The organism is Streptomyces sp. NEAU-sy36 (assembly GCF_013423905.1).
In the GTDB taxonomy this organism is placed as follows: domain Bacteria; phylum Actinomycetota; class Actinomycetes; order Streptomycetales; family Streptomycetaceae; genus Streptomyces; species Streptomyces misionensis.
Window position 1 is genome coordinate 6,615,599 of the sequence record NZ_CP058977.1, and the last position, 13,385, is coordinate 6,628,983.

Genomic DNA, 13,385 nt, shown 5'->3' on the forward strand with positions numbered 1-13,385 from the left:
CCTGCTTGAGGCGGCAGCACTCCTCAAGCTTTCGTTTCTGCGATGCAATCACTCTAGTCAAGGCGACTGACAGTCCCAACTCACTTGTGTGACAAGACTGCTGCAGTCAGCTACCTTCACGTGTCGTTCACGACCCGGACGTGCCGGTTCCCCTGGTCATCGACCTTCTGCGCGCGTCGCGGACCGCCACCGCCATCCCCGCCAGGGCGGCCACCAGCACGGCCGCGCCCACGGCGACGTAGGTCGCCAGGCGGGCGTTGCGTTCGTCCGCCGTCTCGCCGAGCACCAGGCGGGCCGGGGTCGGGGCCTTGGCCCGGGTGAGGCCCTCCCGGGCGGTGGGCTTCTCGATGGGGTGGTCGTCGTCCGTCAGGGCGCGGACGGGATCGACCACGCCCCAGCCGACCAGGTGGTCGTGGCCGGCGACCGAGCGCTCCGCGGTCTGCTCGATCTGGGCGATGACCTCGCGGGCCGTCCAGTCGGGGTGCTTGGCCTTGATGAGGGCGGCGACCCCGGCGACGTACGGGGCGGAGAAGCTCGTACCGCTGTCGGAGCAGTGGCCGCCCTTGGGCACCGTGGAGATCATGTCGACGCCGGGGGCGGCCACGCCCACGAAGTCGCCGGACTGGGAGAAGGCCGCGCGCTCGTTGTTGCGGTCCGAGGCGGCGACCGCGAGGACGCCGGGGTAGGACGCGGGGTAGGTGCGCTTGTCGTTGCCGTCGAGGCCGTCGTTGCCCGCGGAGGCGACCACCACGATCTGGTGCTGAAGGGCGTCGTCGACCGCCCGTCTCAGGCCGTCGGCCGGCTGCACGGCGTTCGCCGTGTCCTGGGAGATGTTGATGACCTGGGCCTTCTCGCGGATCGCGTGCTCGATCGCCGCGGCGAGGGTCTCCGCGGTGCCGTCGCCGTCCGCGTCGTTCTGCTTGATCGGGATGATGGTCGCCTCGGGCGCGAGCCCGACGAATCCCGTTCCCGGCAGGGGGCGGGCGGCGATGATGCCCGCCACCCGGGTGCCGTGTCCGACGGTGTCGGTCGTGCCGTCCGCCTTGCCGCGGTCGATCTTCTCTCCCTTGCCGTTCTTGTCCGGGAGCAGGTTGGCCCCGCTCGACGCGTCCACGGCGTGGGTCAGCTGGGGGTTCTTGGTGTCCACCCCGGTGTCGATGACCGCGACCCGCACGTTCTTGCCCTTGGACTGGCTCCACAACTCGTCCAGCAGCACCCGTTGCAGGGCCCACGGGCGCCCGGGATACAGCTTGTTGGGAAAGTTGCACTGGTCGCTGAAGGAGTCCGCGGCGGCGGGCGGCGCCAGGGCGACTGTGGCGGTGCACAGGGTGGCGGCCGCGATCGCGGCGGTGCGGAGCAGACGCGAGGACGACGGCGCGTAGGACACGTGGCTCCCCCTACGAGCCCTGCGGCTGGCTCGCCGCGGTGGTCGACAGGCGAGGCCCCGTCGGCAGGAACAGGGACCAGGCGGCGGGGATGGGCGCGGGGTCCAGACCGGCGTACCCGAGCCGGGTCTGGGCCAGTTGGGCCTCCTGCCGCATCTCCTTGCGCTGCTTGTCCGTCATCCCGTACTCGGTCCCGGTGGAGTCGCTGTCGGCGTTGGACTGCATGGCGTAGCGCAGGCCGGTGTCCGTGACCAGGAAGACCCCGCCGGCCTTGGTGTCCGTGCCCTGGAACTGACGGTAGAGCTGGCCGGACCCGGGGGTCACATAGGCGCTCGACGACCCGGTGGGCAGTGTGGCGGGGAAGTCGGTGCCCGCCCAGGTGCTCAGGGTGGTGGTGCCGTGGCCGGGGTCGACGTGGTCGAGGACGTTGCAGACGGTGTCGCGGCTGCCGCTCCCGGTGCCCGCGTCGTTGACGACCTTCGGGGCGAGGGCCGGCCACTTGCGGTCGGCCGCGAAGGGGGTCGCGCCGGGCACGAACGCGCCCGCGCTGACGTCGAGGGCCTTGCTCGCCTGGCCGAGGCGGACGAGCTCCTTGCTGTTGAGGAGCAGCTTGGCGGTGAAGTCCGAGACGGGCAGGACCTTGCCCTGTTCGACGATGTAGTACTGCTGGCGGTCGCCGTCGGGGGCCCGCAGCACCATGCCGACCCGGTTGGCGGCGGCCGGCAGGCTGCCCTGGACACCGGCGGGCGCTGTCGCGGTTCCCTCGATCCGGGGAAACTCGATCGGGTCCCCCTTGTGCAGGGTGTCGAGCCAGTCACCGGAGACGCGCTGGGGCTGCCGGTTCGCACCGACCAGCGTGCGCAGCAGCAGTTCGTCGTTCTTGTCGACCTGGTACGCGGTGCCGTGCGCGTCCACGATGAAGCGCTGCCCGTCCGGGGCGGCGACGTACAGGATGTCCCCGCCGCCGAGCTTCTCGCTGGGGCTCTCGGTCTTCTTCAGGTCGCGGGCGGCGAGGACGAACGCGGCCTTCTGGATGGCCCCGCCGCCCGCGCTCGGGCGCTCGCAGACGGCCCAGCGCTTCTTGGCACCGGCCTCCTGGCTGGAGGGCAGGCGGTCGGGGGCGTAGGGGATGCCGATGGTGACGCCGTGCGGGATCTTGCCGTTGTCGAGGATCGACTCGTCGACGGTGACCACGTCGCCCTTGCCGTCGGCGAGGAGGAGTTTCGCCGAGGCCATGTTGAGCACCGGGTGCAGCTCCGTCTTGCCGTCCGTCTTGAGGACGACGTACCGGGTGGTGGACTTGCTGGCGATGATCACCTTCTCGCCGGGGGTGTCCCAGCCCTGCGGCGCGGTCGGCCGGAACATGCCCCAGGCGCCGAAGACGGCCAGGACGACCACGCCGGCGATGGTGCCGGGCAGGATCGCGCGCAGGGGCTTGGGGGCTCCTTCTTCCGAGCCGTCGGAGGAGGGCTGGACGAACGCGGCGAGCATGCGCCGCTTCGCAAAGGTGTAGGCGTTGAGTTGATCCCGCCGAGATGCCATCTGCCCCTGATTCTCCCCGTGTGCCGTCCGGATGTCGGTCGGAGACGACCGTCTCCGGCACCGCGTTGTCGGACCGAGCCCCTACTATGCCTGGTGTCTGATCGGTTCCGTGGAGCAGGTAGGGTACCGGGGCTCTCAAGGCCTCTGCCCAGGGGCGGAATTGCTGGGAGTTGTGAGGAAAATGGGGGGATGAGTTGAGGGCTTCCGGGACGCGGGCTCGTACGCGCGGGCACGGGCGGGCGGCCGCCCCTTCGGCGGCCGGTCCGGAACCGGCCGGACCGCGGCCGGCGCCGCCCCGGGAACAGCGGCCCCCGAACGCGGCACGCCCGGCCGTCCGTCCGGCGCTGTCCGGCTCGTTCCGCATGCAACGGCTCGTGCTGCCGGAACTCGCGCTGGCCGTGCTGGTCGTCGGCTGGGTCGTCGGCCCGGTCGCCCTGGTGCCCGCCGCGGTCCTCGCCGTGCTGCTGGTGGCGCTCGCGTTCGTCCGGCGCCGCGGCCGGTCGCTGCCCGAATGGCTCGCCACCGCCCGGGAGTTGAAGGCACGGCAGCGTCGGGCCGCGACCACCCCGATACCGCCGGGCACCGAACCCTCGTTGGTGCCCGCCCTGGAGTGCGAGCCGAGCCTGCGCACCTACTCCTACGCCCCCCGCGACCGCCGCCCCGTCGGCATCGTCGGGGACGGCACGTTCGTCACCGCCGTGTTGCAGGTGGAGGCGGACGCGACGGCGCTGCGGGCGGAGCGCAGCCGGCAGCCGCTGCCGCTGGGGCTGGTACGGGACGCGCTGGAGGTGGACGGGATACGGCTGGAGTCGGCGCAGACGGTGCTGCACACGCAGCCGGCGCCGGCGCTGCATCTGCCGCAGCAGTCCGTGGCCGTCGCCAACTACCTCCCCTTGCAGGAGCAGACGGGCGCTCCCGCCGTGCGCATCACCTGGATCGCGCTGAAGCTGGACCCGGAGGCCTGCGCGGAGGCCGTGGCCGCGCGCGGCGGCGGGCTGCTCGGGGCGCAGAAGTGCGTCGTACGGGTCGCGGACCATCTGGCGAGCCGGCTGACCGGGGCGGGCTTCCGGGCGCGGGTGCTCGACGAGGAGGAGCTGATCGCCGCGCTCGCCACGTCGGCGTGCGCCAACCCGCTGGTCACGGCGGAGGCGGGGCGCAGCGAGGCGCGGGAGCGGCGTACCGAGGAGTCCGGGCGCAGCTGGCGCTGCGACAACCGGCGGCACACCACCTACTGGGTGCGGCGCTGGCCCCAACTGGGCGGCGGCCGGGGCGAGTCGCTGCCGCAGTTCGTCGCCCGGGTCACGGCGATACCGGCGCTCGCCACCACCTTCAGTCTCACCCTCGCGCGCGGCGACCGGCAGGAGGTGTCGCTGTGCGGGCACCTGCGGGTGACCGGCCGCAGTGACGACGAACTCGTCGCGGCACGGCGCGCGTTGGAGGCGGCGGCGCGTGGGGCCGGGGCCGGTCTGGCCCGCCTCGACCGTGAGCAGCTGCCCGGCATGCTGGCCACACTGCCCCTCGGAGGTGTGCGGTGACGATGACGAATCAGCCGGCCTCGCCGGAGAACCGGCAGACGGCGGGGGGCGAGCCCGCGGGGCGGGGGCTGGGCGAGCGGCTGCGGCACGGCCTCGGACTGCTCGGGCCCCGGCACGGCCGGCACGCGCTGTCCGCCGAACTGCTGGACACCCTCGCCCTGCCCATCGGCGACGACGGCGTGGTGGCCGGGGTGGACGCCGAGGGCCAGCCGGCCGTGCTGGGCATCAACCGGCCCACGCCGTACGACGTGGTGCTGATCGGCGGTCTGTGGACGGCGCAGGTGCTGGCGCTGCGGTCGGCGGCCACCGGTGCGCGGGTGGCCGTGGAGACCGGCCGGCCGCAGGCCTGGATGCAGATGGTGCACGCCATGGGCGGCGGGCAGAACGGCCTGTCCGTGTACGACGTCGGACGGGTGCCTCCGCAGGGCGCCTCGGCCGGTACGCCGGTCCTGGTGGTGCGGGACTGCGGCATGCGGCCCCCGCGCGGCCGTGTGGTGTCCGGTCCGTGGCAGTCGGTGCTGACCCTGCTGCCGTATCTCTCTCCGGTCGCGCCCCGGTTGCTGCGGCAGGCGCGGCTCGCCGGTATCCAGCGGGTCTCCCCGGACGAGGCCGCCGAACTCGGGCGCACCATGGGTCTGACGCGCACCGAGGTGGAGACGCTGCCCGCGCTGCCGGACGGCGTCACCCTGTGGTGTACCGACCGCGATCGGCAGTATGTGCTGACCCAGCCCACCGACGCCGAGACCGGTTTGCTCGGCACGCCCCGGCGCATGGACTGAACTGCCCTTGTCCGTCCTGTTTGTTCGTCTTCCCTCTCTTTTCCGTTCGCCGTTCCTCTTCCGTTTGCTCCCGGTTTCGTGCGACAACTCGGTTGGCGGGCGCGGTGCTTCGCCGTGCCCACCCCGCCGGTGTGCGCGAGCCGACCGGTGGGCGGGCCTGCCGAGGGGCGGCTCGTGGTGATTAGGCTGGGAGCGGGCGTGATGGCAGGACCCGTGGAACGGACTGCCCCTGACGACTACGGACGACTCGAACGACACGACATGGTCGCCCCGGCACGGCATGAGGGTGCTCGACCACACCAGGAGGAACTGTGAGCAGCGATCGGGACGGGATGCGCGGGGGCTGGGCCACACCCGGCGATGACCAGCCCGACGCGGAGGCCGTCGAGACCACCGGCGAGTTCACCATCGACTACGCTCCCCCCGCCTGGTACACGCAGAACGCGTCCGGCCCCGCGGGTTCCGGCGGTGGCGGTTCGATCGGGGGTCCGGGCGGCGTGGGCGGTGCCGGGGGCTTCGCCGAGCAGGGTGCGGCCGGGGCCGGTGGCCCGGGGAGCGCCGCGGCCGCGCCGTTCTCCTCGTCGCCGGGTACGACGGTGCCGGGCGCCGGGGCGACTCCGCCGCCGCCCGGCACCCCGCCGGTCGGTACGCCTGCGCAGGGGACGCCGTTCGCTCCCCCGGCCGAGGGTTCCGTTCCGATGCCGGGGCTGCCCGACGGGTTCGAGTTGCAGCAGCCGCAGCAGCCGTCCCAGCCGCCGCAGGCCCGGCCCGAGGCCCCGGCCGTCGAGCCGGAGACCGACAACGGGGACCTGGAGAGCGGGGCCACCATGCGGTTCTCCGCGGTCGCCCTGAAGCGGGAGATGGCCGAGCTCGCCGAGCAGGCCGCCGCCATGCAGAAGGCCGCCGCGGAGTCCGAGGCCCGGTCGGGTGCCGGCTCCCGGTCCGGCTCCCCGTCCGATGCGGGTTCCCAGTCCGGTTCCGGTTCCGGTTCCGGCCTCGGTTCCGGTTCGCGGTCCGGTGGTGGGTCCGAGTCAGAGCCCAGCGCGGAAGGGGCCGTGGACGCGGTCGTCGCGGAGGACGCGGCCGAGGAGGACTCCCCGGGCAAGAGGGAGGGCGAGGGCGCGGAGACGGACGGCGACGGCGCCGCGGGGACCGAGGTCTCCGACGCCGCGGACAGCGCGCCGGAGGACGCGGGCGACGGCGATTCCGGCCAGGAGGAGGCCTCCGCGGAAGCCGGGGCCGGCGAGGAGGCGACGCCGCAGGACGCCGTACCGGCGAACGGCACCGCCCCCCAGGACGCCGTACCCGCGAACGGCACCGCACCTCAGGACGCCGCCTCTCAGCCCGCTCCTCCCGTCCCGGCCCCGGCTCCGGCGCCGGGCCCGCAGGACTTCCCGCCCGCGTGGACGCCGCCGCCCGCGCCGCAGAGCGGTGTTCCCCCGCTGCCGCCGTCGTACCAGCCCGCCGCCCCGGCGCCCGCGGCCCAGTGGCCCGCGCAGCAGCCGATGCCGCCGCAGGCCGGACCGCAGCCCATGCCCCAGCCGCCCGTCCCGCAGCAGGCCGGGCCCCAGCAGCCCGCCCCGGCGCAGGGCCAGCAGCCGCCGTTCCAGCCGCAGGCGCCGCAGCCCGCGCCCGCCGCCTGGAACCAGCCGGGTCAGCCGGGTCAGCCGGGTGTGCCCCCTCAGCCGTACCAGCCCGGCACGCCCACTCCCCCGGCCCCCGCACAGCCGGGCCCGCAGAGCGGCCCGCAGAGCGGCCCGCAGGCCGGTCCCGCCGGTTCCTACGGCTTCCCGCAGCCCCCGGTCCCCCAGGCGGGACCCCAGCCCCCGGCGCCCAACGCCCCTTCGCCGGCCGCCGGTTACGGTTTCCCGCAGCCCAGCGCGCCCAACGGCCCGGGCGGACCGGCGCAGCAGGGCGGTTACGGCTTCCCCCAGTCGGACGCCCCGGCCGTCGGGCCCGGTGGTTACGGCTTCCCGCAGTCTCCGGAACAGCAGCCGCAGCCGCCCGTCGACCCCCGTGCCGGGGCCGCCTGGCCGCAGCCGATCCAGCACGATCAGCGGCAGCCCACCAACCCCGGTGCCGCGCCGCTGGGTTACACGGCCGCCGTGGAGCTGTCCTCGGACCGGCTGCTGAACAACCGGCGGCAGAAGGCGAAGAGCGGCCGGCCCGCGGCGGGCGGTTCCCGGTTCAAGCTGGGCGGCAAGAAGGAGGAGGCCGAGCGGCAGCGGAAGCTGGAGCTGATCCGCACGCCGGTGCTGTCCTGCTACCGGATCGCGGTCATCAGCCTCAAGGGCGGCGTGGGCAAGACCACCACGACCACCGCGCTCGGCTCCACCCTGGCCACCGAGCGGCAGGACAAGATCCTCGCCATCGACGCCAACCCGGACGCCGGCACGCTCGGCCGCCGGGTGCGCCGGGAGACCGGGGCCACCATCCGTGACCTGGTCCAGGCGATCCCGTACCTCAACTCGTACATGGACATCCGCCGGTTCACCTCGCAGGCGCCCTCCGGTCTGGAGATCATCGCCAACGACGTGGACCCGGCCGTGTCGACCACGTTCAACGACGAGGACTACCGGCGCGCGATCGACGTGCTCGGCCGCCAGTACCCGATCATCCTGACCGACTCGGGCACCGGTCTGCTGTACAGCGCCATGCGCGGGGTGCTCGACCTCGCCGACCAGCTCATCATCATCTCCACGCCGTCCGTGGACGGTGCGTCCAGCGCCAGCACGACGCTGGACTGGCTGGCCGCGCACGGGTACTCGGACCTGGTGTCCCGCTCCCTGACCGTGATCTCCGGGGTACGCGAGACCGGCAAGATGATCAAGGTCGAGGACATCGTGGCGCACTTCGAGACCCGTACCCGCGGGGTCGTGGTCGTGCCCTTCGACGAGCATCTGGCCGCCGGTGCCGAGGTGGACCTCGACATGATGCGGCCGCGCACCCGCGAGGCGTACTTCAACCTCGCCGCGATGATCGCCGAGGACTTCGTGCGGCACCAGCAGGCGCACGGGCTGTGGACCAGCGACGGCAACCCGCCGCCGGTGGCGGCGCCGCCGATGCCCGGCCAGCAGATGCCCGGCCAGCCCGTGCCGGGACAGCCCGCGCCCGGTCAGCCGTACCCGCAGGTCCCCGGCCAGCCGTACCCCGGTCAGCAGGGCCAGCCCGGCCAGCCCTATGCGCCGCAGGGCCGGCAGCCCTACCCGCCCCAGCAGGTGCCCTACCCTCCGCAGCAGGGCCAACCGCCGTACCCGGCCCAGCCGTACCCCCAGGGTCAGCCGCCGCAGCAGTAGCGCCGCTCACGGCATGCACAAGGGCGGCCGGTGCTCCTCGCACCGGCCGCCCTTCGCCGTCTCCACGGCATGATCCGGACGAGAGGCCGTAGGGTCTTTCGAGCCCGGCATGATCCAGACGAGAGGCCCTAGCCCTCCGCCGCCACGATCTCCCGGCACCGCGACACATCCGCCGTCATCTGCTCCAGCAGCGCCTCCAGCGACTCGAACTTCGCCTGGCCGCGGACGTAGGCGAGGAAGTCGACGGCGACGTGCAGGCCGTACAGATCGAGGCCGACGCGGTCGATGGCGTACGCCTCCACCGTGCGCTCGGTGCCGTCGAACTGCGGGTTGGTGCCCACCGAGATCGCGGCCGGCATGACCTCGCCCTGGGCGTGCAGATAGCCGGCGTACACGCCGTCGGCGGGGACGGCGGTGTGCGGCAGCGTCTCCACGTTGGCCGTGGGGAAGCCCAGCTCACGGCCGCGCTGGGCGCCGCGCACGACGACGCCCTCCACCCGGTGCGGACGGCCCAGGATCTCCCGGGCGCCCTCGACGTCGCCCTCGGCGACCAGGCGCCGGGTGAGGGTCGAGGAGAACGGCTGCCCGCCGCCCGCCGTGCCGGACACGTACAGGTCGACGACCTCGACCTCGAAGTCGTAGACCTTGCCCTGCTCGGCGAGGAACTCGACGTTGCCCGCCGCCTTGTGGCCGAAGCGGAAGTTCGGGCCCTCCACGACCGCCTTGGCGTGCAGCTTGTCCACCAGGACCTTCACCACGAAGTCGGCGGGCGACAGCTTGGAGAACTCGGTGGTGAAGGGGAGGATCAGCACCGCGTCGACGCCCAGCCCGGCCATCAGCTCGCAGCGGCGGTGGTGCGCGGCGAGCAGCGGCGGGTGGCTGCCGGGGCGCACGACCTCGCTGGGGTGCGGGTCGAAGGTGACGACGACGGCCGGGACGCCCAGCTCCCGGGCGCGGTCGACGGCGTGCTTGATGATCAGCTGGTGGCCGCGGTGGACACCGTCGTAGGAACCGATGGTGACGACGCTGCGCCCCCAGTCCTCGGGGATGTCCTCCAAGCCACGCCAGCGCTGCACTGTGACCGCTCCTCGACCCGTGTCCGTGTCCACCTTGACTCTTGTGCAGGTCTAAGGGTGCCATGCCGGGTGCCCGCGGCCCGCATCGGTGGGGGCGCTGTGACCTGGCGCACGTCGCCCGCGGCGGTGGGCGAGCGGTCTCAGGCCGGTACGCGGGCGCCCGCCAGGTTCTCCAGGGTGCGGCGGGTGCTGGGACCCACGACGGCGGCCCAGTCGTCCGGGGCGTCGGCGAGCCAGCGGGTCATCCGGGCGGCGAAGCCGGGGACGTGCCGGGCCAGGTCGACCAGGGCGCGGTCGAAGCGGGTGGCGCCCTCCGGGGTGCGGCCGAGGAGCAGCCCGGTGCGGTGGACCAGGCCGCGTTCCGCGGGGCCTTCGCCGCCCGCCGCCGCGTGCAGGACGGCGTCCAGCACGGACGGTTCCCGCTCGCGGTCGAGCAGGAACTCCAGGAGTTCGCGGCGCGGTGAGCCGGGGGCGGTGAGGACGGTGGCGAGGGCGGCCCGCAGTGGCTCGGGGCCGTCCTTGAGCAGGCCGGTGACCAGGGGGAACAGCGCCGGGTGGGCGGGTGCGCGGGCCAGCCCGCGGTCGACGGCGGCGGCGACGCGGCCGGCGGTCTCCGGGTGCGGCCGCACCGCCTCGCGCAGCAGACCGGCGGCGCGGCGGGCGAGGGCCGGGGTGGTGGCGTCGGCGAGCAGGCGCCGCAGACACCGGGCCGCCTCCCGGTGCGGGCCGCGCAGCCGGGTCCGGAAGGCCTCCAGGACCGGTTCCGGATGAGTGGGCAGGGCGGGCAGCAGGGCGGTCGGCGGGATGAGCGGGTCGCCGTCGGCGAAGTGGCGCAGCGCCTCGGGCAGATGCCGTTCGCGGGTGCCCGGGTCGCCGGCCAGGAGGGCGTGGGCGGCGCCGTGCAGGGCGGGGTCGGCGGGGCGGTCGAGCAGGGTGCGGGCGGCGCGGCAGAGCAGTTCCCGGTCGGCGGCCGTGCGCGCGTGCGGGGCGGCGCGCAGCCCGAGGGTCACCGCGGCCGTGTGCCGGGCGGGTGCGTCCCCGCGCGCCCAGCGGTCCACGGCCCGGCAGAGCGCGGACGGCTCCTCCTCGGCAAGCACGGCAAGCAGTTCCTCGGCGCGCGGGTGGCCGTCGGCCGCCAGCACCTCGGTCAGCTCGTCCAGGGCGCCGTGCCGATGGGTGTGCAGCAGGGCCTGCGCGGCGGTCGCCACGGTGGCGTGCGGGGTCGCGGGCAGCGGCCGCTCGTCCGTGAACCAGCGGACCAGCTGCGGCTGTACGGCGCGGGGGTCGGCGGCGAGCAGCCGGGCCACGGCGTCGAGGTAGCGCTCGCCGGGCGCGGGCGGCGCCTGGTCGGCGAGGACGAGCCGGCGCAGCAGGTCCAGGCGCTCGGCGCCGGACAGCGGCAGGGCGGTCCAGAAGTCCGGGCCGAACTCCCCCGGCACCGGCCGCCGGTCGGCCCGCCAGGCCACCAGCCGCTCGGCGAGCAGCCGCAGCACCTCGGTGTACGGCGTCGCGTCCGGCACTTGGAGCAGGGTCCCGGCGAGCAGCCGGGCGGCCCACCAGGAGTCGGTGTCCAGGTCCAGGGCGTCCGTCAACTCTCTCAGCTTGAAGGCGAGTCGGCGTTCGCCTTGGCGGCGGCCCAGATGCAGCAGGGCCTGCACCACGGGTCCGATGCGGTGGCGCGGCACGGGCGGCGCGTCCCCCGGGTCGGTCCGCGGGTCGCGGGCGCGGTGCACCAGGGCGTGCACGGCCTGGTCCAGGTCCAGGTGCATGCCCTGGAGCCAGTCGGCCAGTTCCTCGTGGGCGAAGCGGTGGCCGCGGCCGGCCGACACCAGCAGGCCCTCGGCGAGCACGGCGGAGGCCCAGCCGGTGCCGCCGCCGAGCCGGGCGGGGGCCGGTCCCCAGGGGAACACCGCCTCGAAGGTCTCCCGGTCCAGCTCACCCGGCCCGAGGCTCCGCCGGGCGGCCTCGTGCACCTGCCCGGCGACCCGTGCGGCCAGCCGTCGTACGGCGGTGCCGCGCAGCCCCCGCTCGGCGGCGAGCCGCACCGCGACGCGCAGGCACACCAGGTCGAGGTGGGCCTCGAACACCTGGTGCCGGTCGACGGGTCCGGCGGGCGGCGCCGCCGGGAGGGCTGCCCGCACCTCGGACAGCAGGCGCAGGGTGAGCGGATGCCGGGCGTCCCGCCGGGCGGGCAGACCCTCGGGGATCCCGTAGCGGGCGCGCGCCCGGCGGGCCTCCCCGGCGCCGAGGTCGCCCACGCGCACGCACGGCAGCGACCGGAGGGCGGCCTGCTCCCAGTACTCCTCGCGGCAGGCCACCACCAGCCGGGCGCCGACGGCCCTGAGCCACGCGGTCGTGCCGTCGGTCCACTCGCGGAGCCGGTGGGCGGACGTGCGGGGCATCTCCTCGGGGCCGTCGAGCAGGAGCAGCAGCGGACGGCCCGCGCGGGCGGCGAGGCGGGCCACGTGCTCGGGGGTGACGTCCGGGAGGTCGAGCCGGCGGGCGGCGGCGATGATGCGGGCGGCGCGCTCCAGGGCGCGGCGGGCGGCGTCGGCCACCGAGCCGTCGGTCTCCGCCAGGTCGGCGCCGCGCAGCCAGAGGGTGGGGGCGGGCCGCTCGCCCCGGCCACGGCGGGCGGCGAACGCCGCGAGTTCCGTGGTGCGGCCGCTGCCCGGGGCGCCGACCAGCCCCAGCACGGGTTGCTCCCCGTCGGCGAAGTCGCTCAGCCGCCGGGCCACGTCGGCGCGTTCCACGGGTTCGACGGGGGCTTTGGGCGGTCCGTCCTGGCCCACCGAGGTGGCGGTCAGTTCCAGGACGCCGGCCAGGTTGAGGTCGGCGCCGTAGGCGGGCACGGTGGCCGCGTTGCGGGCGAGCAGCTCGGCGAGGGGGCCGTCGGCGGGGTGCGGCGGCACCGCGAAGCCGGCGTCGCGGTGCGGGGCCCGCAGCGCGGTGCCGACCACGCCGAGGACGGCGCCGGTACGGGCGTCCAGCACCGGTCCCCCGGCCGCCCCGCCGCCGGGCCGCAGGGCGTCCCGGCCCGCCGTGCCGATGGCCAGTTCGAGCGCGGTCACGAGGTGGCGGCCGTACGACACCTCGGCGGCGGCCAGCACCCGGGCCTCCCGCCAGCAGCCGGCCGCGATCCGCACGTACGTCCCGGCCTCGGCCTCCTGCCGTGCCGCCAGCGGCAGCGGGGGCGCGCCCAGGCCCTCGGTGCGCACCAGGGCGAGATCGCGGTCGGGCAGTTCGGTCACGGCGTCGGCGCCGACCACCTGGGTGCGGTCCCCGGTGCGCAGCACCAGCCGGTCGAGGCCGGCCACGGCTTCGTGGCTGGTGAGCAGGGTGCCGTGGTGATCGGCGAGGAAACCGAGGCCGCGGGGGCGGCCGGCCGGGTCGTGGATGCGGACCAGGGGGTCGGCTCCGGTGGCGGAAACGGCCGGGAGGGGGGTATGCGCCCGGACGACGGCCCGTGGCGCCGTCCGCGGGCCCCGGCCCGGGTCCACCCCGCCGGTCGCGCGGTACGCCGGCTCCCGCGGGCCGGGGGCCGGGTCCGTGCCGTCGGCCGTGTCCCCGCCCTGGTGGGCGACGGCCCGTCCGCTGCGGGCCGCGTCCGTCACGTCCGGTGCGTGCGCCCGCCCGTCCCGGGCCGTCCGCTCCGCGTCCCGCGATTCCGCCCCGCTCACCGTGCCACCCGTGCCGTGCACCGTCTCGTCGTGGGCGCTGTCGGATCGCGGGATTCGTGTCGTCATGGTCGTGCCTCCCCGCCCGTGCCCCG

The 13,385-nt window shown here is 75.2% G+C and carries 7 protein-coding genes; 3 read left to right on the plus strand and 4 right to left on the minus strand.

Annotated features, from left to right (window positions below; translation table 11 throughout):
- Nucleotides 1–127: 127 nt before the first annotated feature.
- Nucleotides 128–1,387, minus strand: a complete 1,260-nt coding sequence (gene mycP / locus HZZ00_RS28725) for a type VII secretion-associated serine protease mycosin (RefSeq protein ID WP_374028489.1) — start codon at nucleotides 1,385–1,387, stop codon at nucleotides 128–130.
- A gap of 10 nt (nucleotides 1,388–1,397) precedes the next feature.
- Complete coding sequence (eccB, locus tag HZZ00_RS28730; protein WP_180329158.1) at nucleotides 1,398–2,927, minus strand: type VII secretion protein EccB; 1,530 nt, start codon at nucleotides 2,925–2,927, stop codon at nucleotides 1,398–1,400.
- 362 nt (nucleotides 2,928–3,289) lie between these two features.
- Between eccB and eccE the strand changes: the two genes are divergently transcribed.
- From eccE to HZZ00_RS28745, 3 genes are all read left to right on the plus strand, one after another.
- Nucleotides 3,290–4,462, plus strand: a complete 1,173-nt coding sequence (eccE, locus tag HZZ00_RS28735; protein ID WP_180329159.1) for a type VII secretion protein EccE — start codon at nucleotides 3,290–3,292, stop codon at nucleotides 4,460–4,462.
- A 2-nt stretch (nucleotides 4,463–4,464) separates the two neighbouring features.
- Nucleotides 4,465–5,241: a hypothetical protein gene (locus HZZ00_RS28740; protein ID WP_180329160.1), complete on the plus strand. Its 777-nt coding sequence runs from the start codon at nucleotides 4,465–4,467 to the stop codon at nucleotides 5,239–5,241.
- A gap of 311 nt (nucleotides 5,242–5,552) precedes the next feature.
- The gene (locus tag HZZ00_RS28745) at nucleotides 5,553–8,537 is read left to right on the plus strand and encodes an SCO5717 family growth-regulating ATPase (protein WP_257585436.1); all 2,985 of its coding nucleotides are present in this window, start codon (nucleotides 5,553–5,555) and stop codon (nucleotides 8,535–8,537) included.
- A 128-nt stretch (nucleotides 8,538–8,665) separates the two neighbouring features.
- Here HZZ00_RS28745 and HZZ00_RS28750 read toward each other — a convergent pair whose 3' ends face one another.
- Both HZZ00_RS28750 and HZZ00_RS28755 read right to left on the minus strand, forming a co-directional pair.
- The gene (locus tag HZZ00_RS28750) at nucleotides 8,666–9,613 is read right to left on the minus strand and encodes a bifunctional riboflavin kinase/FAD synthetase (RefSeq protein WP_070022151.1); all 948 of its coding nucleotides are present in this window, start codon (nucleotides 9,611–9,613) and stop codon (nucleotides 8,666–8,668) included.
- Between the two features lie 140 nt (nucleotides 9,614–9,753).
- A complete protein-coding gene (locus tag HZZ00_RS28755) occupies nucleotides 9,754–13,359 on the minus strand; it encodes a trypsin-like peptidase domain-containing protein (RefSeq protein ID WP_257585437.1) in 3,606 nt (1,201 codons plus the stop codon).
- Nucleotides 13,360–13,385: the final 26 nt, after the last annotated feature.